This is a genomic window from Streptomyces sp. NPDC127084 (assembly GCF_042724175.1).
In the GTDB taxonomy this organism is placed as follows: domain Bacteria; phylum Actinomycetota; class Actinomycetes; order Streptomycetales; family Streptomycetaceae; genus Streptomyces.
In genome coordinates this window covers 1-22,718 of the sequence record NZ_JBHXFA010000002.1, presented here as the reverse complement: position 1 = coordinate 22,718, position 22,718 = coordinate 1, and the positions used below count along the sequence as shown (strand labels likewise).

Genomic DNA, 22,718 nt, shown 5'->3' with positions numbered 1-22,718 from the left:
GTCCACCGAACGAGGGATTCCGGCCGACGGGAAGGCGTGTCACCCGCCGGCCGGGACACCCATACCGACGACGTGGTCCGATGATGCGCCGCGGGACCAGCGGGATCAGCGGTGCTGCCCTGGGGCGGGTGGAAAGGAGACCGGTATGAGGGGAGCGGCGGTGCCTCGTGGATTCCTCGCCCATACCGCGCCGGTCGGTCTCGGCGAGGGTGGGGGTGACGACTTCGCCGTCCTGCTGTCCCTCCATCCGACGGTGTGCGGCGCGGTCTTCACGCGCTCGCTCTTCGCGGGACCCAGCATCGTGGTGTCCAGGGACGAGACCCGGGTGGCGGCGGCGCGTGGAGTCGTCGTCACCGCCCGCAACGGCAATGTGGCCAACGGGCCCCAGGGGCTGCGGGACGCCCGGGAACTGCGCGCGTCCGCGGCACGGGCCTGCGCGGTGCCCGAGACGGAGTTGCTGATCGCGTCCACCGGCGTCATCGGCAGGCCGTACCCCATGGGCGAGATCCTGGCCCATCTGTCGTCGCTCGAATGGCCGCCCGCGGATGACGGTGGCTGGCCGGAGCGTGCGGCTCGGGCCATCATGACCACCGACACCCGGCCCAAGACAGCCACGGCGGCCTGCGGTCCCGCCACCGTCCTCGGCATCGCCAAGGGCGTCGGGATGATCGAGCCGGACATGGCCACGCTCCTGGCCTTCTTCCTCACCGACGCCGACATCCCCCGCCCCGCTCTCGACGCGATCTTCAGAAGGGTGGTGGACGCGACCTTCAACGCCGTGTCCGTGGACACCGACACCTCCATCGCCGACATGGCGGCGGTCTTCGCGAACGGACTGGCCGGGCCCGTCGCCCTCGGGGACTTCGAACGCGCGCTGCACTCCGTCGCCCTCCCCCTGGCGAAGATGATCGCCAAGGACGGGGAGGGCGCCTCCACGCTCATCGAGGTCACCGTGACAGGGGCCCGGGACAGCGCGCAGGCCAAACGCGTGGCCAAGACCGTGGTCAATTCCCCGCTGGTCAAGACCGGTGTAGCCGGCGCCGACCCCAACTGGCTGCGCATCGCCGTAGCGGTGGGCAAGTGCCACGACGACACCGACATCGATCCAGGCCGCGTCACCATCAGCATCGGCGGAACGCCCGTCCACCCCGCCCCGCCCGGGGACCCGGCCCAGCACGTGGAGGAAGCCGCCGCCGAGCACCTGCGCGGAGACGAGGTCCACATCACCGTGGGCCTCGGCATCGGCGAAGCCCGCTACACGGCCTTCGGCTGCGACCTCGGACCGGGCTTCCTCGACATCAGCTCCCGGCACACCTACTGGAACGCCGACGCCTGGGGCACCGGAACCCGCCCGGGACATCCCTGACTCCCGATTGTCGCGGCGCCGCGGAGTCCGGGGGGTACGAGCGCACCAGCCGTGACAGCTGCCCGGAGGGCCTGCCGGGGCCTTCCTGCCCCGTCCGCCGTCCCGCTCTTCCCGGTCTCATCCTGGACGGGGCGTCGCCTCCGCTCGGTCGCTCCGGGTGACGAACGACCGGAACCTGCGGGCCACTTCGGAAGGGTGGAGGGTCGGTCGTCCCAGTGGCTCCAGCGATCCGGGCTGGATGCGCGCGTAGACGAAGCAGGGCCCAGGCTCGTTCGCCGCCTCCCGCAGCGCGTCACGCAGACCTGCCAGGTCGGCGCAGTCGAAGACGCGTGGGTAGCCGCAGGCAGCCGCCACCGCGGGGAAGTCGGTGCCTGCGGCGAGGCTGCGCTGGCCACCGGTGGAATCGTGGACCTGGTTGTCCAGGAGCACGTGCGTCAGCGCCAACGGCGGCTGCGCGCCCACGGCCGCCAGCGTGCCCAGGCGCATCAGTGCGGCGCCGTCGCCGTCGACGACGACGACCCGGCGGGCCGAGTGGCGGGCGACGCCCAACCCCACGGCCGAGGCCGAGCCCATCGCCCCGACCAGGTAGAAGTGCTGTGGCCGGTCGGCGAGGGTGAACAGTTCCCGGCTGCACTTCCCGGTGGTCGAGATGACAGCGGTCTGGTCGTCGATGGCGCCGAGCAGGGATTCCAGTGCCTCGATCCGGCAGGGGGCCTGACCGCGGCCCGGATCCCCGAGGCGGACCACCCTTGAATGCGGTGACGGCCGCGGCCGCGGTTCGCTCAGTTCCTCCGGCGCGATCGTCCCCTTCCGCACGACGAACGCGTGCGGAAGTTCCCGCCCGCGCATCGCGTCCCAGCCCTGGTCGAGCACGGGACCGAGACCCTCGGGGTCGGGGGGGAGTAGCGAGTGGCTGACCCCGACCATCGTCAACAGGTCGGCGGTGACCGCGCCGAGCAACTCGTGCTGCGGTTCGTCCGGCCGGCCCGGCTCACCGCGCCAGGTGACGATCAGCGGCACCGGGATCCGACAGGGGTGGTTGAGCGAGGTCAGCGGATTGACCATGTTGCCCAGTCCGGAGTTCTGGGCGATGACACACGTCGTCGCCCCGGCCAGCCACGCTCCGGTGGCTATCGCCACGGCCTCGCCCTCGTGGGTGGCGGGCAGGTAGCGCACCGAGGGATCCGACGCCACCTTGTTGATCAGCGGTGTCAGAAAGGAACAGGGCACGCCCGTCACTTCGGCCACGCTCCGGGTGGCCAGTTCGTCCAGGAGCAGACCGGCCGCGATCACGCGCTGTACCGCTCCTGGTCCGCGGCGAGCCCCTGGTAGTCCATGAGCCGGAAGACGACATCGAGGGGCGCGATCTCCTCCTCCAAGGGGACGGGCCCCTCCGTCCGCAGCAGGCGGCAGGCTCGGCGCATCGCCGCGACGGCGGACCGCAGGCTCTGGTTGGCCCAGATCACACCGCTGATGCCGAGGGTCGCGAACACCTCGGGCGGCGTGCGGTAGTAGGTGGTGGGTGCGATGACGAGCGGGAGCTGATCGCGCCACATCTCCACGAACTGCGCGATCTCGTCGACGGATTCGCTGCGCGAATGGATGAAGACGGCATCGGCACCCGCTTTGCGGTATGCCTCGGCTCGCCTGAGGGCTTCCTCCATCCCCGCATCCGCCACGAGTGCTTCCGTGCGGGCTACGATGACGAATTCCGGGTCGCGCAGGATGTCCCGGCAGGCTCTGATCTTTCCGCTGAACTCGTCGACAGGGGCGAGCGCGTGGCTGTCCCCGAAGAAGGAGTTCATCTTCGGGAACACCTTGTCCTCAAGGCAGACGCCCGCCGCTCCGATCCGTTCCGCTCGGGCGGTGAAGGTGCGCGCGGTGTTGAAGTTGCCGTAACCGGTGTCGCCATCCACCAGGACGGGGAGCTCTGTCGCTTCCACGACGCGGGTCACCAGACCGAGCAGGTCGCTCCAGGACGCCTCGTCGCTGTCGCGGACGCCCAGCGCGGTGGACATACACAAGCCCGACGCCCACAGGGCGGGGAAGCCGGCCTCCGCCGCGATGCGTGCGCTCAGCCCGTCATGGGCTCCCACGAGCGGGGTCGGCTGCGGCTCGGCCAGCAGGCGGCGCAGCCGGGTTCCGGGGCTCGCGAGTTCGCCGGTCATGACCACGAGCCGCGATCCGCCGTCCGGATCGGCCCGCCGGCGATGTCCACCGTCGTCCACTCGCCCACGATCAACCGGTGGCCGGCCCCCTGAGGGTCCACCCCGCGGACCTCTGCGAAGGGGCCGATCAGCGAGTCGTGGAGCGGCCCGATCCCCTTGAGGCGGCCGCCGTCGCAGACAATCGACCGCTCGATGCCGGTGCCGGTCACCACACAGCTCGCGCCCAGGCTGGTGTACGGCCCGATCCGGGAGTCCTCCACGAGGCTCGACGCCCCGACCACCGCAGGGCCCACGATCTGCGAGCTCCTGATCCGGGCGCCCCGTTCCACGACCACCCGTCCCGTCGCTTCACTCAGGGAGTCGACCGAGCCCAGGATCCGGCGCTCCAGGGTGTCGAGCATCACCGTGTTGCAGTCCAGCAGCCCTTCGACGGTCCCGGTGTCCTTCCAGTACCCGGAGAAGGTCGTCGCCCGCACGCAGCTGCCGCCGTCGATGAGCCATTCGATCGCGTGGGTGATCTCCAGTTCGCCGCGCTCACTCGGCTGGATGGAGCGTACGGCTTTGTGGATGGCGGACGTGAAGAAGAAGACGCCCATCACGGCCAGGTCCGTTGTGGGCACCGCGGGCTTTTCCGGAAGGCACAGTACCTGCCCGTCCGGGGTGACCTCCGCCAGCCCGTGCGCCGAAGGATTGGGCACGTGGGTGACGACGAGTTGGGCGTCGGGGTGGTTGCGCTCGAAGTCCGCGGCGGCCTCGCTGAGGTCTCCCATGATGACGTTGTCGCCGAGATACATGACGAAGTCGTCGTCGCCCAGGAAATCCCTGGCCACCACCACGCCGTGCGCCAAGCCCAACGGTTCGTTCTGCTTCAGGTAGGTGACGCGCAGACCGTAATCCGATCCGTCGCCCACCTCCTCGGCAATGGCGTCCGCCCAAGTGCCGACGACGATGCCGACTTCCGTGACGCCGAATCCCCTGACCGTCTCCAAACCGTGGGAGATGACGGGCTTGTTCGCCACGGGAACGAGTTGTTTGGGCATGGAAAAACTGAGGGGACGCAACCGCGTCGCCCTTCCCCCGCACAAAAGCAAGGCCTTCATCTCGCCTCTTCCCGTACGAACCCGTGGCACCGTGGGTCGGGACCGCAGAAGTACCTGGTGAGACCTTGACCCCAGGGAATCAACGCCGCATAGGGTTGTCAAATCGGTCGTTCGCATCCACACGGGTCGTGCGATTCGAGAATAAAGGCGATCCTGGGGCCCCACATTCGGGCGAGTGCCAAGCCTTTACCAAGTCTGCGCCAAGGGCTTCTGCCAAGGGCTGGCGACCTGGAGCACGGCGCATTATGAGCGATCACAATGCCGGGTGCAGGCCGTCCGCGCAGCGTCACGCACTGCAGCAGGATATTCGATGCGTCTTATTCCGTGGTTATGTGGATAAGGGCATTCTTGGTGCAGCACGGATTATCGAGGAAGGGGATGAGGAGCCCATGGAAGACGGCAGCTTCATCCGCATCACGCCGCTCGCCGGCTGTATCGGTGCGGAAGTCGGGGGTGTGGATCTCGCTGTTCCTCTCAGCCCGCGCCTCGTCGCCGCCGTCCGACGGGCCCTGGAAGACCACAGAGTGCTCATCTTCCGCGACCAGCACCTCACCCACGACCAGCAGATCGCGTACGCCGGGCAGTTCGGTCCCCCCGCCCCCTCCCACCCCTGGGTTCCCCATGTCGCAGGGCACCCGTACGTACACGCCCTCATCACCGGGCACGGTGAGAATCCGGAGATGACCGAGGAGCAGCGGCACGCGGCGCTCTGGCGCAATCCCGACTTCCTGTCCGGCTGGCACAGCGACATCACGGCCGCCGTCGACCCTCCCGCGTTCTGCGTCCTGCGCGCGGAAAAGGTCCCGTCGCACGGCGGCGACACCATCTGGGCCGACATGGTCACCGCCTACGAACGCCTGTCCGCCCCGCTGCGCCGGTTCACCGACGACTTGACCGCGGAACACCGCTACCTGGTCGGCTACGTGCCCTTCGGTGTCAGTGACGCGTTCACCCGCACCAGCGTCGAGGCCGCCCTTGTCGCGCACCACCCCGTCGTACGCGCCCTGCCGGACTCCGGCAAGCGCTGCCTGTTCGTGAGCCCCGGCTTCACCAGCCACATCAACGAGCTGACACCGGCGGAGAGCCGGCGGATCCTCGACCTGCTCTTCACGCACACCACACACAGCGACCTGACCTTCCGGCACCGCTGGACGGCAGGCGACGTGGCCATGTGGGACAACCGTGCCACCATCCACGTCGCGCCCACGGATCACGAGAAACTGGGGCAGGAACGCGCGATGTACCGGGTGTTCGTCGCCGGCGAACCCGCCGTGGGACCCTCCGGCGCCACGTCGCGCGCCATCAGCGGCGACCCCTACCAGGTCGCGGGCGTACCCGCCTGGTGAGACCCGAAGTCATGTGAAGGGGCCCGAGGCGTGTTCGGGACAGGACCCTGGGGCGAGCCGGTCGGCCCGCCCCCGGTCCGTTCACCGCGCCGGCTGTCCCCCGAGTCCGGCGGGCAGCTCCTCCGTGTGCACCAGTCCGAGCCGCTGGGTGGCCCGGGTCAGGGCCACATACAGGTCGCTGTCCGCGAAGCGACCCGGCTCCACCACGATCACCGCGTCGAACTCCAGCCCCTTCGCCTGCCGCGGGTCCAGCAGCACGACGGTCCGGGTCAGATCGACGGTCCCCGCGTCGCCAGGCCCTCGCAGTCCGCTCAGCTCCCCGTGCAGCTCGGGTGGCGCGATCACCGCCAGCCGTCCGTCGACGGGCTTCTCGCGCTCCACGGCCGCGAGCACCGCGGCGGTCAGGCCCCGCTCGGCGACCCGTTCGGTCCAGGGCGCGACCCCGGTCGAGCGTACCGACCTCGGCGGTTCGAAGCCGGGGTGCTTCGCCTGCCGGGCGACTGCCGCCAGCTCCATGATCTCGGCGGGCGTACGGTAGTTGACCCCGAGTCTGGTGTGCTGCCAGCGGTCCTGGACGTACGGTCCGAGGATGTCCTGCCAGGAGCCGCACCCGGCCGCGTCGGCGGTCTGCGCCGGGTCGCCGACCAGGGTCATCGAGCGGCTGGGGCTGCGCCGCATCAGCAGCCGCCAGGCCATGGCGGACAGCTCCTGGGCCTCGTCCACGATGATGTGCCCGAAGGCCCAGGTGCGGTCGGCGGCGGCCCGCTCGGCCGCGCTGCGGTGGTCGCGTTCCTCGTGCCGCTCGGCCATCCGCTCGGCGTCGATGATGTCGTGCGCGGACAGCACCTCGGAGGCGTCGGCGTCGAGCTCCTCCTTGTCCTCGAACTCATAGGTGCGGGACGCGAACGAGACATCGAGCACCCCCTGCGCGTAGGCGATCTGCCGGGACCGCTCGGCCTCCGCGGCAGCGCGGGCGGCGGAGTCGTCCTCACCGAGCAGCTCGGCCGCCTCGTCCAGCAGGGGTACGTCGGCGGGTGTCCATACCGTCCGCTCACCGTGGCCCCGGCGGATCAGCGCCGCCTCGTCGTCGTCCAGGTGCACCGGGTCGGCGAGGAAGTCGGCGAGGAACTCCCGGGGTGTGAGCGGCGGCCACAGCGAGGCGATGGCGGAGTGCACCTCGGAGCTGGCGGCGACGGCCTTGCCCAGTTGGGCGATGTCGTCGGGTCCCAGGAAGTTGGGCCCGCCGTAGGGGTCGGCGCCGATCCGGTCCACGAGCTGGGCGGTGAGGTCGTCGATGAGGTGGAACACGAAGTAGGGGCGGGCGAGGTTGTGCGGCAGCCCGGTCTCGCGGGCCTTGTGGCGGGCTTCGACGGCCATGTCCCAGTCGAGGACCAGGTCGCCGTCGTCATGCGGGATGACGATCGGCTCGCCCTTCTCGGGCACCCGCTGCCGGTCCCGGACCGCTTCGGCGAGTACGCCCGCCATGTGGGCCCGGCCCTTCACGGCCGCGGCGGCGGCGCTTTCGGTGCCGGTGGCGTGCACCCCGGGGAACAGCTCGCCGATGGTCGCGAGCAGCACGCCGGTCTCACCGAGCGAGGGCAGCACCTCGCCGATGTAGCCGAGGAACGCGGGGTTGGGCCCGACGATCAGCACCGCCCGCTTGGCGAGCTGCTCCCGGTACGCGTACAGCAGATACGCGGCCCGGTGCAGCGCCACGGCGGTCTTTCCGGTGCCGGGCCCGCCCTCGACCACGAGTACCCCGTGCTGAGGGGCACGGATGATCCGGTCCTGCTCGGCCTGGATGGTGGCGACGATGTCCGCCATCCGCCCGGTGCGGGCGCTGTTGAGGGAGGCCAGCAGCACCTCGTCGGCGTCATGCGCCTCGTACCCGGTGCGGGTGGAGTCGCTGAGGTCCATGATCTCGTCGTGCAGGGCGGTGACAGTGCGCCCTTCGGTGGTGATGTGCCGGCGCCGGCGCAGCCCCATGGGCTGGTAACCGGTCGCGAGGTAGAACGGCCGCGCCACCGGCGCCCGCCAGTCGATCAGCAGCGGAGTGCGCTCGCGGTCGTCGCGCCGGATGCCGGTGCGGCCGATGTGGTACGTCACACCGTCCCGGTGATCGATCCGCCCGAAGCACAGTCCGGTGTCGGCGGCGTCGAGCGCGGCGAGCGTGGCGGAGTGCTCGATCACCGCGATGTCGCGCTCGACGCGCGCCTGCCGCCCGGTGCCGGTCTGCTTGACGGCGGCGGACGCGGCGGCCTCGGCCTCCGCCCTGAGCTGATCCAGCCGCTCATGGACGACGGAGACGAATTGCTGCTCCTGCCGCAATTCCTCAGTTGACAATTCAGCTCCCGACGCGATAGGGTTCGACTATTCGAGTTTCCCGCGTTTTTGGCGTGCCCGCACACGGAACCATCCAATATACGCGAAGAAATGCCCCGGCCGTCGCTTCGGCCGGGGCATTTTTGATTCAGGGCGGATTCAGGGCTGTTTCAGATCCGGTCCAGTCCGGTTCAGTCCGGTTCCAGAGTCCGCCAGCTCACCAGGTCCCCCTCACCAAGGTCCCGCGGCAGCAGTTGCTTCGACCGGGGCACCGTCAACTCCGGTCGGCGGGCAGCAGGGGCCGGCGCTCCAGCGGTGAGGAGAGCACGATCGACGTCGTCGTACGCCCCAGCGCGGAGGCCTGCTCCAGGACGTCCTCCAGATGCACGGTGTCCGTCGTGGCGACCCTGAGGATCCAACAGTCCTCGCCGACGACATGGTGCACCTCCAGGACCTCCGGCCTGGCGAACAGTTCCTGGGAGCGCGGGTGGCCGACGCCGTAGCCGCCGTACGGGCTGATCCGGATGAACGCCTGGATGCCGTAGCCGAGCCGCGCCGGTGAGACATGCGCGCCATAGCCGGTGATCGCGCCGCCCGCCTCCAGCCGCCGTACCCGCTCCGCGACGGCGGCCGGGCTCAGACTGACCCGCCGGCCGAGTTCGCTCAGGGTGATCCGGCCGTCGGCCTGGACGATCTCCAGAATGCGCCGGTCGATCCGGTCGAAGGCACCCCCCGCGGTTTCCTCGGTGCCCGCGCGCGAATGCCGTTGTTCTTTCGGCGCGGAGGCCGGAACTCCCATGTCTCCCCCTTTATGAAGCGGTCGGTCAACGTAACACTGGTGATCCCGGAGCGAAGCGGGCGACGGGAGTGACAGGGGGACAGGATGGGCATCGGGCATGTGTGCGTCATCGGCGGCAACCGGTACTTCGGAAAGCGGTTGATCCAGCGGCTGCTGGACGCGGGTGTACGCGTCACCGTCGTCAACCGAGGCTCCTCCGCACCGCCCACCGGGACCGAGCACCTGGTCGCGGACCGGGACGACGAGGCGTCCCTGGCAGCGGCACTCGGCGAACGGAGCTTCGACGCCGTGGTCGACCAGGTCTGCTACACACCACGGCAGGCGGAGATCGCACGACGGGTTTTCGCCGGGCGTACCGGCCGCTATGTCATGACGTCGACGGTCGAGGTGTACGAGCACCAGGACTCCGCCGGCCTTGTCAGCGAGGAGGCCGTCGATCCGCGTACGGTCGCCGTGGATCTCACGCTCCCCTGGGACGACACACGGTTCCGGGAGGCCAACTACGGCGAGGGGAAGCGGCAGGCGGAAGCCGTGTTCGCGGCGGAGCCTGCGTTCCCGTACGCGGCGGTGCGGGTGGCCCATGTGCTGGGCGGCGCCGACGACTTCACCGGTCGGCTCGACCACTACGCGGAGCGCGTACGCGCGGGCGAGCCGATCGCCGTGCCGCCCGTGAACCGAACCGCCACGTATGTGTACGTGGAGGAGATCGCCGCCTTCCTGGACTGGGCGCTACGCGCCGACTTCACCGGCCCGGTGAACGCGGCGGCACACGGGCGGCTCGGCACGGCCGACATCTGCGCGGCGGTGACCGGGGCGATCGGCGGGACGGCCCGGTTCGAGGTGGCGTCCGGGGGGCTCTCCCCGTTCTCGTTCACACGCTCGTACGGCATGGACAACTCCCGGGCGGAGCAGCTCGGTTTCCGCTTCAGCGACAGCAGCGAATGGCTCGCACGGGCGGTCGCGGAGACCGTCGGCACGCGCGGTGCGGAGGTGTGATCGCGATGCGGACACGTGCACTCGGTGACCTGCGTGTCTGGCCCATCGGCCTGGGAGCGATGCCGCTCTCCATCGAGGGCCATCCCGGCGAGGCACGGGCGATGGCCACGATCCACGCCGCGCTCGACGCCGGTGTGACACTGGTCGACACCGCCGATTCGTACCATCCTCCGGGCGAACGCAGGGGGCTGGGAGAGGAGTTGGTGGCGCGAGCGCTCGCCTCGTATTCCGGAGCCACCGACGATGTCCTGATCGCCACCAAGGGCGGCCGTGGCCGCACACCCGACGGCGACTGGTCGGTCAACGCCGATCCCGGGCACCTCAAGCGCGCGGCACAGGAGTCGGCGAACCGGCTGGGCGTCGAGTCGATCGGGCTCTACCAGCTGCACAAGCCGGACCCGGCGGTGCCGTACGCGGAATCCCTGGGCGCCATACGCGAGTTGCTGGACGACGGCACGATCCGCCTGGCCGGGATCTCCAACGTGGACACGGCACAGATCCACCAGGCGCGGGAGATCCTCGGCGACCGACTCGTCTCGGTGCAGAACCGCTACTCACCCGCCATCCGCGACAGCGAAGCGGAATTGCGCCTGTGCGCCGAACTGGGCTTGGCCTTCCTGCCCTGGAGCCCTCTCGGCGGAATCTCCCGCAGTTCCTTGGACGGTGTCTCGGAGCAGGGCGCGGATCCGGCGTTCGCCGCGTTCCACCAGGTGGCCCGGGAGCGCGGGGTGAGCCCGCAGCGCGTGGCACTGGCCTGGCTGCTGGCACGCTCGCCCGTGGTCGTCCCCATTCCGGGAGCGAGCCGGCCTGAGTCGGTACGGGACTCGGCAGCGGCTGCCGAGCTCGTACTGGAGGAGAGGGAGAAGGAGCTGCTCGGACTGACCGGCACCGAGTCACCGCCGCCGCCCCCGGACAGCTCGGCCGGATCGGTGGACAAGGAGCGGTCCGTGGCGGACACGGCGGGTGCGGGCGATGGGTGACAACTACCTGACGGTGATTCCGACCGATCCGTACTGGCAGCCGAGTCAGGACGCGGCGGATCGTGCCGCGGCCGTGCTGTCCGGGATGCTTCCCGACGACGACGCCCGCAGTGGTCTGGAAGCCAGATGGCACGTCACCGTGGAAGTGGTCGTCAGCGGCGCCGGCCTGGAGTCGGTCTCGTGCCCGCACTGCGGTGCGGAGTTCGCCCGGGGCTAGTGGGGTGACGTCGTCTCGGCGCGCTACGACGGGGGCTTCTCCACGCTCATGGTGGCGGTGCCCTGTTGTGATGCCGAGACGTCGCTCAACGAGCTGGTGTACGACTGGCCGACGGGGTTCGCCCGATTCAGGATCGAGGTCCTGTATCCGAACCGGGGGTGGCTGACCGACGAGGAACTGGCCTCCCTCACGAACACACTCGGGCACCCCCTGCGACAGATACTCACCCACAGCCAGTGCGGTGACCAGGGCTGCCGACGCGGCAAGGCCCGCTGCCCCCGGGCAAGGTGTCGGCCGTGAGTCGTCCGAGGACGGGATCGGCTGGGTGTCCTTTACGGGCCGGTCCTCAGCCGATCCGCGTCGGTCGGGTGGCCATCCGACCGAGCGATCCCGAGCATGCGGACAGCACCGCGAATCAGGCACCCGGTGCGCGGAAGTCCACGGTCTTCCTCACGGCCGCGTCCATGTCCTCGGGACTCAGCAGAGGCACCGCCCGGGAGGTCACGGCGCCCGAGGCGCGGGCGGCCATGGAGGTGGCGACCAAGGAGATCTCGTCGGGCATGTCGGCGACGACGTACAGATCGTCGGTACCGATGGCGTAGTACATCCATTCGAGGCTGCCGCCGCAGGATCTGAGGGTCCGCTCCACAGCCTCCTTCCGGCCTGTGCCGCCCTCGGCCATCAGACCCTTGGCGCCTTCGGCGGTGTAGCTCGACTGGATCAGGTACTTGGGCATCCGACACTCCTGTTGTCCGGTACCGCGCTGGGCGGCGTGACCTCGGATTCACCTTCGGGCACGAGTGGCCGGCCGGCCACTCAGGCTCGGCCGCGCAGACGGGTGGCCGTGGTGCCGGCGCCGCGGGTGCGCAGCAGTGGGCGCGTACCCCACGCGGGGAGCGATGACCGGGGGCGGGAGGGGGCTCCCTATCGCTGCGAGGTAGCTGCGTCGAGCGACGCAGGGGTGATCTCGGGGACGAGAATCGCGTCCTCTTCCATACCCGAGGGGAGGTGGACACGGCGGTCTTCGCGGCATACCAGCCAGGTTGCTCGGACCCCTTGCGTTTCCGTCGATATTTTCCATGACGTGAGATTCAGCGGAAGGGACGGACAAAGCTCTGCGGGCCCCGGCGCGGATGGCGCCGGGGCCCGTGCGGAGCCAGCGGGGATCAGACCTTCACGGGCTGCTCCCGCGGTTCCGGTACGTCGCTCCCGGCCCTCGCGGGCACATGCTCGTCCGCCTCGTCGAGCAGGGTCCGCTCGTCGAACGGGACCCGCCCGGCAAGGACCTCGGCGACCCGCTCCCTGTCGATCTCCTTGGTCCAGGTGCCGATGAGCACGGTCGCGACGGCGTTGCCCGCGAAGTTGGTCAGGGCCCGGGCCTCGCTCATGAAGCGGTCGATGCCGACGATCAGACCGACCCCGTCCACCAGCGCGGGCTTGTGCGACTGGAGGCCACCGGCGAGCGTCGCGAGTCCGGCTCCGGTGACACCCGCCGCGCCCTTGGACGCGATGATCATGAAGATCAGCAGCGAGATCTGCTCGCCCACCGACAGCGGGGTGCCCATCGCCTCGGCTACGAACAGGGAGCCCATCGTCAGATAGATCGCGGTGCCGTCCAGGTTGAAGGAGTAGCCGGTCGGTACGGTGATGCCGACCACGGGCTTCGAGACGCCCAGGTGCTCCATCTTCGCGATCAGCCGCGGCAGCGCGGACTCCGACGACGAGGTGGAGAGGATCAGCAGGAACTCCCGGCCCAGGTACCTGAGCAACGCGAACAGGTTCACGCCGGCGGCCAGCCGCAGCAGCGTGCCCAGAACCACCAGGACGAACAGCGCGCAGGTGACATAGAAGCCGATCATGATGACCGCGAGCGACTTGAGCGCGTCGACACCGGTCTCGCCCACCACGGCGGCGATCGCGCCGAAGGCGCCGACCGGAGCGGCCCACATGATCATCGCGAGGATGCGGAAGACCAGGCGCTGGATGTGGCCGATTCCGCGCAGGACCGGCTCCCCGGCGCTGCCCATGGCCTGGAGCGCGAAGCCCGCCAGCAGGGCGACCAGCAGCGTCTGGAGGACCTCGCCCTCGGTGAAGGCCGACACCAGGGTCTTGGGGATGACCCCCAGCAGGAAGTCCACGGTGCCCTCGCTGGCCCCGGCCGCCTGCTTCTCGCCCGCCGCCTTCGCGGCCTCCGTGAGATGGAGGCCGGAACCGGGCTCCAGGATGTTGCCGACGACCAGGCCGATCCCGAGGGCGATGGTGGACATCACCAGGAAGTAGCCGAGGGCGAGCCCGCCGACCGCACCGACCTTGGCGGCTTTGCGGACCGAGCCCACGCCGAGCACGATCGTGCAGAAGATGATCGGCGAGATCATCATCTTGATCAGGTTCACAAAGCCGGTGCCCAGTGGCTTGAGCTCGACGGCGACACCGGGGGCCGCGAAGCCCACGGCGATACCGAGGGCGACGGCACCGATGACGGCGAGATACAGATAGTGCGTACGGTCCCGCCGTGCGGCTGCTGCTGGTGCGGTTGCCACGGGGATTCCTCCTCGGCCTGGTGAAACGTCCATGTCGTCCACGTCCCGTTGGACTGCCGCGACTATCCACCACGCTGTGACGCCGGTCACCCTTGCGTACGTTTCGTTCATACGAAAGCGGACGTGCAGACTGACGGCATGCACATAAGGCGCCCCCGGCCCCGGAGCCTCGCCGGCCAGCTCTTCGCGATGCAGGTCGTGCTGGTCGCCGCGGTCGTGGCCGGGTGCGCGGTCTTCGCGTACCTCACCGACCGGGACCAGGCGGAGGAGACCGCCCGGCGGCAGACGGTGGCGACCGCCACGGCGGTGGCCGACTCGCCGTCGGTCATCGAGGCGGCGCGCACGGGCACGGCGGCGGGGACCAGCGGTGGCGGGCGGACGGCGGACGGGGCGGCAGGCCGCGCCGCCAACGGGATCACGCGGACCAGTGCGGTCCTCCAGCCCTACGCGGAACGGGTACGCCAGGACTCCGGCGTCGACTTCGTGGTGATCATGGCGCCGAACGGGACCCGCTGGACCCATCCGGAGCCGCAGCAGATCGGCCGCACCTATATCGGGCACACCGGCGAGGCGCTGCGCGGCCGGACCTTCTCCGAGACGCACAAGGGCGTGCTCGGACTTTCGGTGCGGACGATCACTCCGGTGCGGGACGGCGACCGGATCGTCGCCCTGGTCAGCGCGGGCATCACCATCGACCGGATCAGCGCGCAGGTTCGGCAGCAGCTCACCGCGCTGCTGGGGATGGCGGGAGCCGCGCTGGTGCTCGGTGGCGCGGGCACGTACGTGGTCAACGCCCGGCTGCGGCGGCATACGCACGGGATGAACGCGGCCGAGCTCAGCCGGATGCACGCCTACCACGAGGCAACCCTGCACGCGCTGCGCGAGGGGCTGCTGATGCTGGACGGTCAGCGGCGGATCGCGCTGATCAACGACGGCGCACGGGAGCTGCTGGGGCTCGGTCCCGACGCCGTGGGGCGCGGCGCGGCCGAACTCGGCCTGCCGCCGGGGCTCACGGGCGCCCTGCTGGCCAGTGAGCCGCGGGTGGACGAACTGCATCTGACCGCGGACCGCGTGCTGGTCGTGTCGACCCAGCCGGTGGTCGGCGGAGAGCGCCGGGGCACGGTGGTGACCCTGCGGGACCACACCGAACTCCAGTCGCTCACCGGCGAGCTGGACTCGGAGCGCGGCTTCAGCCAGGCGCTGCGCGCCCAGGCCCATGAGGCCGCGAACCGTCTGCACACCGTGGTCTCGCTGATCGAACTGGACCGTACGGACGAGGCGGTCCGGTTCGCCACCGCCGAACTGGAGCTGGCGCAGGCGCTCACGGACCGGGTGGTGAGCGCGGTCGGCGAACCGGTGCTGGCCGCGCTGCTGCTGGGCAAGGCCGCTCAGGCCAATGAGAGCGGTGTGGAGCTGGTCCTGACCGGTGACAGCCGGATCGACGACGGAGTACTGCCGCCGTGGCTGCCCGCGCGCGATCTGGTGACGATCCTGGGCAATCTCATCGACAACGCGGTAGAGGCGGCGACCATGACCGGCGCGGGCACGTCTCCGCCGGCACGGTCGCGGGTCACCGTCTCCGCCCGCGTCGTCGGCCGCGACCTCGTCCTGTGCGTCGGCGACAGCGGCCCGGGGGTGCGCCCGGAGGACGTGGACGCCGTGTTCGAGCGCGGTTGGTCGACCCGTGGTCCCGGCAGGGGCCTCGGCCTCGCCCTCGTACGGCAGGCCGTGCACCGGGCCCATGGCGCCGTGGAACTCGCCCAGGCGCCGGACGGCGGTGCCCGGTTCACCGTGCGGCTGCCGCTGCGTACGGAAGAACCGTCCGAAGAGACGGCCAAAGGGGCGGGCGAAAGGGTGCGCGGATGAGTGCCCAGCACGTGCGTGTGCTCGTTGTGGAGGACGATCCGGTCGCGGCCGACGCGCACGCGCTCTATGTCGGACGCGTCCACGGCTTCGGTGTCGCCGGGGTGGCGCACTCGCTCGCCGAGGCACACCGGCTGCTTGAGCGGACACCCGTCGACCTGATCCTGCTGGACCTGTACCTGCCCGACGGGCACGGGCTCCGGCTGCTGCGGTCGCTGCGCGCGGGCGGGCATGCGGCGGATGTCATCGCCGTCACCTCGGCCCGTGATCTGGCCATCGTGCGCGAAGGCGTGTCGCTCGGGGTGGTGCAGTACGTGCTCAAGCCGTTCACCTTCGCCACCCTGCGCGACCGCCTCGTCCGATACGCCGAGTTCCACGCCACCGCGGGCGAGGCATCAGGCCAGGACGACGTGGACCGGGCACTCGCGACTCTCCGTACACCGCAACCCGCCGCACTCCCGAAGGGGTTGAGCGGCCCCACGCTGGAGGCGGTGACCCGTGCGCTGCGCGGCTCCCCTGACGGGCTCACGGCCGCCGAAGCAGGGGCGGCGCTGGGGATCTCCCGGATCACCGCACGCCGCTATCTGGAGCATCTGGTGTCGACCGGGCGGGCTGACCGCAGTCCCCAGTACGGGCAGATCGGCCGCCCCGAGCTCCAGTACCGCTGGCTCCCGTCCGGCCGCTGACACGCTTGCCCGGCCGGGGCCTGGCCGGGAACGCCGAGAAAAGGTGGAGATCGGCACGTCAAAGGGCGGGCGGACCGCTCAGAAGACCGATTCTGCTTCGTACACCCTGTCGTGCGGCACCGTCTTCAGCCGGGTGACCGCTTCCGCCAGCGGCACCAGCACCACCTGGGTGCCGCGCAGCGCCGTCATCTTGCCGAACTCGCCCTGGTGCGCCGCCTCCACGGCGTGCCAGCCGAAGCGGGTCGCGAGCACCCTGTCGTACGCGGTCGGCACACCGCCGCGCTGGACATGCCCCAGGATGACGGGCTTGGCCTCCTTGCCGAGCCTGTGTTCCAGTTCCATCGCGAGGCGTCCGCCGATGCCCAGGAAGCGCTCATGGCCGTACTGGTCGATCTCGCCCCTGCGGTAGTCCATGGAGCCCTGGACGGGGTGGGCGCCCTCGGCGACGCAGATGACGGCGAACTTCTTGCCGCGGGCGAAGCGTTCCTCGACCATCTTCACCAGGTCGTCGACCTCGAAAGGGCGTTCGGGCAGGCAGATCCCGTGGGCGCCGCCCGCCATTCCGGACTCCAGGGCGATCCAGCCGGCGTGCCGTCCCATCACCTCGACCACCATGACCCGCTGGTGGGATTCGGCGGTGGTCTTGAGGCGGTCGATCGCCTCGGTGGCGACCGTGACAGCGGTGTCGAAGCCGAAGGTGCGGTCGGTGGCCGAGATGTCGTTGTCGATGGTCTTCGGCACACCGACGACGGGCATCCCTGCCTCGGACAGCATCCGGGCGGCTGTGAGGGTGCCTTCGCCGCCGATCGGGATCAGCACGTCGATGCCGTACCGCAGTGCCAACTCGGCGCAGTTCTCAGCGGCTTCGCGGAGTCGGGCGCGTTCGAGGCGGGCCGAGCCGAGTATGGTGCCGCCGCGGGCCAGGATGCCGCTGACGGCGTCGAGGTCGAGGGGGCGGCAGTGGCCGTCGAGCAGGCCCTTGAACCCGTCTTCGAATCCGATGACTTCATCGCCGTACCCGGCCATGGCGCGGTGTACGACGGACCGGATCACTGCGTTCAGGCCCGGACAGTCGCCGCCGGCGGTGAGGACTCCGATACGCATCGTGCCGTGTCTCCCGATCTCCCGACCTTCCGGCCCTTCCGACCTTCCGATCGCCGGTACATATCGCCGGTACACGCGGCATCACTCGTGCATACGGCTATAGGGCCACATAGCGCCACTGCCGATTCTTCCACGTTCCGCGACGCGGGGCCCCCGGCGCACTTCAGTGGCATGCGGCAGGCGCTCTACCCACCCCCGGGGGTACTGTCAAGAGGGCAATGCCACCCTATCGGGGGTAATTCTGCACGCCAGATTGCCGGTGGCACACGCCCTGGACGACCACCGCGCTCGAAGCAGGAACAGGAGACCACGCGTGACGCGCAGCGTGTACGTGACCGGGATCGACCGCGGCGACGGCCGCCAGGTGGTGGAGCTGGGGGTGATGGAGCTCCTGACCCGGCAGGTGGACCGGGTGGGTGTGTTCCGGCCCCTGATGCACGACGGTCCCGACCGGCTGTTCGATCTGCTGCGTGTCCGCTACCGGCTGTCCCAGGATCCGGCGTCCGTGTACGGCATGACATACGCCGAGGCCGCCGCGCTCCAGGCCGAGAAGGGTCCCGACGAGCTGGTGTCCCGGCTGGTCGAGCGGTTCCTCGCAGTGGCGCGGGAGTACGAGGTCGTGCTCGTGCTCGGCACGGACTTCCACGAGACCCAACTCCCCGATGAGCTGGCGCTGAACGCCCGGCTGGCCAACGAGTTCGGCGCGTCCGTGATCGTCGTGGTGGGCGGCAAGGGCCAGAACGCCGAGTCAGTCCGCGCCGAGACCCGCAATGCCCACCGCGCCTACGAGGTGCTGGGCTGCGACGTCCTCGCGATGGTGGTGAACCGGGTGGCGCCGCAGGACCGCGAGGTCATCGCCGAGCGACTCGCCGCCCGCGTACCCGTCCCCTGCTATGCGATCCCCGACGAACCGGCTCTGGCGGCCCCCACGGTCGCCCAGGTCTCCCAGGCCCTGGGTGCGAAGGTGCTGCTCGGGGACGATTCCGGACTCGCCCGGGACGCGCTCGGCTTCGTGTTCGGCGGCGCGATGCTGCCGAACCTGCTGAAGGCCCTGACCCCCGGGTGCATGGTCGTCACCCCGGGTGACCGCGCCGACCTGGTGGTCGGCGCGCTCGCGGCACACTCCGCCGGCACCCCGCCGATCGCGGGTCTGCTGCTCACCCTGGACGAGCGGCCCGCCGACTCGATCCTGACCCTGGCCTCCCGGCTGGCGCCCGGCACCCCGGTGATCTCGGTTCCCGGCGGCTCCTTCCCCACCGCTGCCGAACTCTTCGCGATGGAGGCCAGGTTGAGCGCGGCCACCCCCCGCAAGGCGGAGACCGCGATCGGGCTGTTCGAGCGCCATGTCGACTCGGCGGGCCTGCTCGCCCGGGTGGAGGTCGCACGCACCGGGCGGGTCACCCCGATGATGTTCGAGCACGATCTGCTGGAGCAGGCCCGCGCCATCCGGCGCCGGGTCGTGCTGCCCGAGGGCACCGAGGAGCGCGTGCTGCGCGCCGCCGACGTGCTGTCGCGCCGCGATGTCTGCGACCTCACCCTGCTCGGCGACGCCGAGGCGATCCGCAAGAAGGCGGCGGACCTCGGTATCGACCTCGGCGACGTCCAGATCGTCGATCCGCTGCACTCCGAGTTGCGCGAGCGTTTCGCCGAGCGGTACGCGGAGCTGCGCGCCCACCGCGGAATCTCCGTGGAACTGGCGTACGACCTCGTGTCGGACGTCAACTACTTCGGCACGCTGATGGTCCAGGAGGGCCTGGCCGACGGCATGGTGTCTGGCTCGGTGCACTCCACGGCGGCGACGATCCGGCCCGCCTTCGAGATCATCAAGACAGAGCCGGGGGCCGGGATCGTGTCCTCCGTCTTCTTCATGTGCCTCGCCGACAAGGTGCTCGTGTACGGGGACTGTGCGGTCAACCCGGACCCGGACGCCGAACAACTCGCGGACATCGCGGTGCAGTCGGCGGCCACCGCGGCGCGCTTCGGCGTCGAACCGCGGATCGCCATGCTGTCGTACTCCACCGGCAGCTCGGGTTCGGGAGCCGATGTGGACAAGGTGCGCAAGGCCACCAAGCTGGTGCGCGAGCGGCATCCCGAACTGAAGATCGAGGGCCCCATCCAGTACGACGCCGCGGTGGCACCGTCCGTCGCCGCCACCAAGCTGCCCGGATCCGAAGTGGCCGGCCAGGCCACGGTGCTGATCTTCCCCGACCTGAACACCGGGAACAACACGTACAAGGCGGTGCAGCGTTCGGCCGGGGCGGTGGCCGTCGGACCGGTGCTCCAGGGGCTGCGCAAGCCGGTCAACGACCTCTCCCGTGGCGCTCTGGTCAGCGACATCGTCAACACGGTCGCGATCACCGCGATCCAGGCCCAGGCCCAGGAGCTGCCCGTATGACCCTCGACCGCGCCTCCCATGTCCTGGTCCTCAACTCCGGCTCCTCCTCGGTCAAGTACCAGCTGCTCGACATGCGCGACGGCTCCCGGCTCGCCGTCGGCCTGGTCGAGCGCATCGGCGAGCGGACCTCCCGGCTGGTCCACACCGTGCCCGCGGGCCCGAACGCCGGGACTCGCGAGCGTACCGACCCGGTCCCGGACCACGGTGCGGCGCTGAAGGCCATGGGCGCGGAGCTGGCGCAGGACGGCCTCGGCCTGGATTCCCCCAAGCTCGCCGCCATCGGCCACCGGGTGGTGCACGGCGGACAGCGGTTCACCACCCCCACCGTGGTGGACGACGAGGTGCTGGCCGAGATCGAGCGCCTCGTACCCGTTGCTCCACTGCACAACCCGGCGAACATCACCGGCATCCGCACCGCCCGGGCGCTGCGCCCGGATCTGCCGCAGGTCGCGGTGTTCGACACCGCCTTCCACACGACGATGCCGGAGCACGCGGCGCGGTACGCCATCGACGTAGCGACAGCGGACGCGTACCGGATCCGCCGCTACGGCTTCCACGGCACCTCACACGCCTATGTCTCGCGCAAGGCCGCCGAGCTGCTCGGCAGGGCCCCGGAAGACGTCAACGTCATCGTGCTGCACCTGGGCAACGGTGCCTCGGCCTCGGCGGTCTCGGGCGGTCGCTGCGTGGACACCTCGATGGGGCTGACCCCACTGGAGGGGCTGGTCATGGGCACCCGCTCGGGTGATCTCGATCCGGCCGTGATCTTCCATCTGGGCCGGGTCGCCGGAATGTCCCTGGACGAGATCGACACCCTGCTCAACAAGAAGAGCGGTCTGGTCGGGCTGTGCGGCGACAACGACATGCGGGAGATCCGCCGCCGGATCGGCGAAGGGGACCGGGCCGCGCTGCTCGCCTTCGAGATCTACGCGCACCGGCTGCGGAAATACATCGGCGCCTATTACGCGGTACTCGGCCGGGTGGACGCGGTGGTGTTCACGGCGGGGGTCGGTGAGAACGCGGCCGAGGTGCGGGAGGCTGCCATCGCCGGCCTGGAGGAGCTGGGGCTTGTGCTGGACGCGGAGCTGAACGCCCTACGGTCCGGTGAGCCGAGGCTTGTCTCGCCGGCCCACGCACGGGTCGCGGTCGCGGTGGTGCCGACGGACGAGGAGCTGGAAATCGCCCGGCAGACCTTCGCCCTGATCGGGAACACGTCTATCGGGAACACGTCCACCAGGAACTCAGCCACCGGGAACACAGCTACTGGAGAGTTTCACGCCTGAGCGGCACAGTGCCCATTTGTACTTTTCACCAGACGGAATATTCCGGCTAGAAACAAACCGATAGGATCGCCTTATGCGCCGTTCCAAAATCGTCTGCACACTGGGCCCCGCCGTCGACTCCTACGAGCAGCTGAAAGCGCTCATCGAGGCCGGCATGAACGTGGCCCGTTTCAACATGAGCCACGGGACCCAGGCAGAGCACCAGGAGCGGTACGACCGCCTCCGCAGGGCGGCGGCCGAGACCGGCCGCCCCGTAGGTGTGCTCGCCGACCTCCAGGGCCCCAAGATCCGTCTGGAGACCTTCGCCGAAGGACCGGTCGAACTGGTACGCGGTGACGAGTTCACCATCACCACCGAGGACGTCCCCGGCGACAAGTCCATCTGCGGCACCACGTACAAGGGCCTGCCCGGCGATGTCTCCAAGGGCGACCAGATCCTGATCAACGACGGAAACGTCGAGCTGCGGGTGGTCGAGGTCGAGGGCCCGCGGGTGAAGACGATCGTCGTCGAGGGCGGTGTCATCTCCGACCACAAGGGCATCAACCTGCCCGGCGCCGCGGTCAACGTCCCGGCCCTGTCCGGGAAGGACGTGGAGGACCTCCGGTTCGCGCTGCGGATGGGCTGCGACCTGGTCGCGCTGTCCTTCGTACGGGACGCCGACGATGTCAAGGACGTCCACAAGGTGATGGACGACGAGGGCCGCCGGGTCCCGGTCATCGCCAAGGTGGAGAAGCCGCAGGCGGTCGAGAACATGGACGCCGTCGTGATGGCCTTCGACGGCGTGATGGTGGCCCGCGGCGACCTGGCCGTCGAGTACCCGCTCGAAAGGGTCCCGATGGTGCAGAAGCGGCTCATCGAACTGTGCCGCCGCAATGCCAAGCCGGTGATCGTGGCGACCCAGATGATGGAGTCGATGATCACCAACTCCCGTCCGACCCGCGCCGAGGCGTCCGATGTCGCCAACGCGATCCTGGACGGCACGGACGCGGTGATGCTCTCGGCCGAGTCCAGCGTGGGCGCGTACCCGATCGAGACGGTCAAGACCATGTCCAAGATCGTCTCCGCCGCCGAGGAGGAGCTCCTCTCCAAGGGCCTCCAGCCCCTGGTCCCCGGCAAGAAGCCCCGCACCCAGGGCGGTTCGGTGGCCCGCGCCGCCTGCGAGATCGCCGACTTCCTCGGCGGCCGCGCCCTGGTCGCCTTCACCCAGTCCGGCGACACGGCCCGCCGCCTCTCCCGCTACCGCGCCGAGCAGGCGATCCTCGCCTTCACGACGGACGAGAACACCCGCAACCAGCTCACCCTGAGCTGGGGCGTGGAGCCCTTCATCGCCCCGTTCGTGGAGACCACCGACGCGATGGTCGATCTGGTCGACGCGGCCCTGCTGAAGCTCCAGCGCTTCAACCAGGGCGACACCATGATCATCACCGCCGGCTCCCCTCCCGGCGTCCCGGGCACCACCAACATGGTGCGGGTGCACCACCTGGGCGGCGAGAAGCACCACTGACGGGCGCCTGCCGTCACAAGGGGGCGGTGCGCGGTCCATGGACATGGAC

At 70.0% G+C, this 22,718-nt stretch carries 18 protein-coding genes; 10 read left to right on the top strand and 8 right to left on the bottom strand.

Going from position 1 to position 22,718, the window contains the following annotated elements; genetic code table 11:
- The first annotated feature begins 145 nt into the window (after positions 1-145).
- Positions 146-1,366, top strand: coding sequence for a bifunctional glutamate N-acetyltransferase/amino-acid acetyltransferase ArgJ (argJ, locus tag ACFWI9_RS00985; protein WP_387158029.1), 1,221 nt, complete (start codon positions 146-148; stop codon positions 1,364-1,366).
- A 117-nt stretch (positions 1,367-1,483) separates the two neighbouring features.
- Here the strand turns inward: argJ and aepY are convergent, their stop codons facing one another.
- Genes aepY through ACFWI9_RS00970 form a run of 3 tightly spaced genes read right to left on the bottom strand, consistent with a single transcriptional unit; the run spans position 1,484 to position 4,634 of the window.
- Positions 1,484-2,659: a phosphonopyruvate decarboxylase gene (gene aepY, locus ACFWI9_RS00980; RefSeq protein ID WP_387158027.1), complete on the bottom strand. Its 1,176-nt coding sequence runs from the start codon at positions 2,657-2,659 to the stop codon at positions 1,484-1,486.
- Positions 2,656-3,534 carry a phosphoenolpyruvate mutase gene (gene aepX, locus ACFWI9_RS00975; RefSeq protein ID WP_387158025.1) on the bottom strand — a complete coding sequence of 293 codons (879 nt, stop codon included), beginning with the start codon at positions 3,532-3,534 and terminating at the stop codon, positions 2,656-2,658. Before aepX ends, aepY begins: the two co-directional genes overlap by 4 nt.
- A complete protein-coding gene (locus ACFWI9_RS00970) occupies positions 3,531-4,634 on the bottom strand; it encodes a glucose-1-phosphate thymidylyltransferase (RefSeq protein WP_387158023.1) in 1,104 nt (367 codons plus the stop codon). Before ACFWI9_RS00970 ends, aepX begins: the two co-directional genes overlap by 4 nt.
- A gap of 389 nt (positions 4,635-5,023) precedes the next feature.
- Here ACFWI9_RS00970 and ACFWI9_RS00965 point away from each other — a divergent pair, with 389 nt between their 5' ends.
- The gene (locus ACFWI9_RS00965) at positions 5,024-5,980 is read left to right on the top strand and encodes a TauD/TfdA dioxygenase family protein (protein WP_387158021.1); all 957 of its coding nucleotides are present in this window, start codon (positions 5,024-5,026) and stop codon (positions 5,978-5,980) included.
- Between the two features lie 81 nt (positions 5,981-6,061).
- On the opposite strand, the gene ACFWI9_RS00960 is transcribed toward ACFWI9_RS00965, so the two are convergent.
- Together ACFWI9_RS00960 and ACFWI9_RS00955 are read right to left on the bottom strand one after the other, a co-directional pair.
- Positions 6,062-8,323: a HelD family protein gene (locus tag ACFWI9_RS00960; RefSeq protein WP_387158019.1), complete on the bottom strand. Its 2,262-nt coding sequence runs from the start codon at positions 8,321-8,323 to the stop codon at positions 6,062-6,064.
- A 253-nt stretch (positions 8,324-8,576) separates the two neighbouring features.
- Positions 8,577-9,101, bottom strand: a complete 525-nt coding sequence (locus ACFWI9_RS00955; protein WP_387158017.1) for an Lrp/AsnC family transcriptional regulator — start codon at positions 9,099-9,101, stop codon at positions 8,577-8,579.
- Between the two features lie 84 nt (positions 9,102-9,185).
- On the opposite strand from ACFWI9_RS00955, the gene ACFWI9_RS00950 reads away from it, so the two are divergent.
- From ACFWI9_RS00950 to ACFWI9_RS00940, 3 genes are read left to right on the top strand one after another with little or no spacing between them, the layout of a single operon-like run.
- On the top strand, positions 9,186-10,097 hold the full coding sequence (locus ACFWI9_RS00950; protein WP_387158015.1) for an NAD-dependent epimerase/dehydratase family protein: 912 nt from the start codon (positions 9,186-9,188) through the stop codon (positions 10,095-10,097).
- 5 nt (positions 10,098-10,102) lie between these two features.
- Positions 10,103-11,077, top strand: a complete 975-nt coding sequence (locus ACFWI9_RS00945) for an aldo/keto reductase (RefSeq protein WP_387158013.1) — start codon at positions 10,103-10,105, stop codon at positions 11,075-11,077.
- The gene (locus tag ACFWI9_RS00940) at positions 11,070-11,294 is read left to right on the top strand and encodes a hypothetical protein (protein WP_387158012.1); all 225 of its coding nucleotides are present in this window, start codon (positions 11,070-11,072) and stop codon (positions 11,292-11,294) included. The genes ACFWI9_RS00945 and ACFWI9_RS00940 overlap by 8 nt, the downstream gene beginning before the upstream one ends.
- A 415-nt stretch (positions 11,295-11,709) precedes the next feature.
- On the opposite strand, the gene ACFWI9_RS00935 is transcribed toward ACFWI9_RS00940, so the two are convergent.
- Positions 11,710-12,030, bottom strand: coding sequence for a GYD domain-containing protein (locus ACFWI9_RS00935; RefSeq protein ID WP_387158010.1), 321 nt, complete (start codon positions 12,028-12,030; stop codon positions 11,710-11,712).
- A gap of 430 nt (positions 12,031-12,460) precedes the next feature.
- Positions 12,461-13,834: a cation:dicarboxylate symporter family transporter gene (locus tag ACFWI9_RS00930; protein WP_387158008.1), complete on the bottom strand. Its 1,374-nt coding sequence runs from the start codon at positions 13,832-13,834 to the stop codon at positions 12,461-12,463.
- A 144-nt stretch (positions 13,835-13,978) separates the two neighbouring features.
- Between ACFWI9_RS00930 and ACFWI9_RS00925 the strand changes: the two genes are divergently transcribed.
- Together ACFWI9_RS00925 and ACFWI9_RS00920 are read left to right on the top strand one after the other, a co-directional pair.
- Positions 13,979-15,700 (top strand): ATP-binding protein, encoded by a 1,722-nt coding sequence (locus ACFWI9_RS00925; RefSeq protein ID WP_387158135.1) that lies wholly within the window; start codon positions 13,979-13,981, stop codon positions 15,698-15,700.
- Positions 15,697-16,383, top strand: coding sequence for a response regulator (locus tag ACFWI9_RS00920; protein WP_387158006.1), 687 nt, complete (start codon positions 15,697-15,699; stop codon positions 16,381-16,383). Before ACFWI9_RS00925 ends, ACFWI9_RS00920 begins: the two co-directional genes overlap by 4 nt.
- 78 nt (positions 16,384-16,461) lie before the next feature.
- On the opposite strand, the gene ACFWI9_RS00915 is transcribed toward ACFWI9_RS00920, so the two are convergent.
- Complete coding sequence (locus ACFWI9_RS00915) at positions 16,462-17,487, bottom strand: ATP-dependent 6-phosphofructokinase (protein ID WP_387158004.1); 1,026 nt, start codon at positions 17,485-17,487, stop codon at positions 16,462-16,464.
- Positions 17,488-17,800: 313 nt separating this feature from the next.
- Between ACFWI9_RS00915 and pta the strand changes: the two genes are divergently transcribed.
- From pta to pyk, 3 genes are all read left to right on the top strand, one after another.
- Positions 17,801-19,882: a phosphate acetyltransferase gene (gene pta, locus ACFWI9_RS00910; protein ID WP_387158002.1), complete on the top strand. Its 2,082-nt coding sequence runs from the start codon at positions 17,801-17,803 to the stop codon at positions 19,880-19,882.
- A complete protein-coding gene (locus ACFWI9_RS00905) occupies positions 19,879-21,165 on the top strand; it encodes an acetate kinase (protein WP_387158001.1) in 1,287 nt (428 codons plus the stop codon). Before pta ends, ACFWI9_RS00905 begins: the two co-directional genes overlap by 4 nt.
- Positions 21,166-21,238: 73 nt before the next feature.
- Positions 21,239-22,669 (top strand): pyruvate kinase, encoded by a 1,431-nt coding sequence (gene pyk / locus ACFWI9_RS00900; protein WP_387157999.1) that lies wholly within the window; start codon positions 21,239-21,241, stop codon positions 22,667-22,669.
- Positions 22,670-22,718 lie beyond the last annotated feature (49 nt).